General features: G+C 57.3%; 1 protein-coding gene. It reads left to right on the top strand.

Going from position 1 to position 531, the window contains the following annotated elements; all coding sequences use genetic code 11:
* On the top strand, positions 1–392 hold a 392-nt coding region (locus tag KP708_RS15560), incomplete at its 5' end, for a hypothetical protein (RefSeq protein ID WP_215757266.1).
* Positions 393–531 lie beyond the last annotated feature (139 nt).

Below are 531 nucleotides of genomic sequence, written 5' to 3'. Positions count from 1 at the left end.
GTCGTTCAGGTGGCAGAAACTATGCCGTAACAGATCAGTCTGTTGCCTTGGTTTCCGGCCTGATGTGTGACAGTAGGGTACATAGTCTTAAAGATTTTGGGGGCTACTGTCACCCAATTGAAGCACCGGCAGTGGGCCAAACTTTGAACCATGCACAGGCACTTCTAGAGCCTTCCACTTCTAGAGCCTTCCAACGAGGACGATGCAGACCTTACACCGACCGAGCGGGCAATTCATGGTGCGGTTCGAGCTTTGCTTTCACGGGCAGCACGACCGTAACTGTCTGGCTTCCACTTCAGACGGCGGACGGTTCAGACGGCGGACGGTCTCCAGAAAACCCTTACGGTCCCGGTACCCGACTGCCGCACGGTGGTTGCGGCCTCCCCCTATGAGCTGCCGGGCCCTCATGGGGCCTCTTTCATCTTCCCGTTCTGCATCGACATTTCGGAATCCCTCATTGCCCAGTTACGAACCTGTCCGCTTGAACAGCTGGCCTTCGCCCTGGCAGCAGCCGAAGGACCCCCGTATGTC

The sequence above is a fragment of the Gluconobacter sp. P5H9_a genome, assembly GCF_018812085.1.
Lineage (GTDB): Bacteria > Pseudomonadota > Alphaproteobacteria > Acetobacterales > Acetobacteraceae > Gluconobacter.
This window is presented reverse-complemented; position numbering and strand designations above follow the sequence as displayed.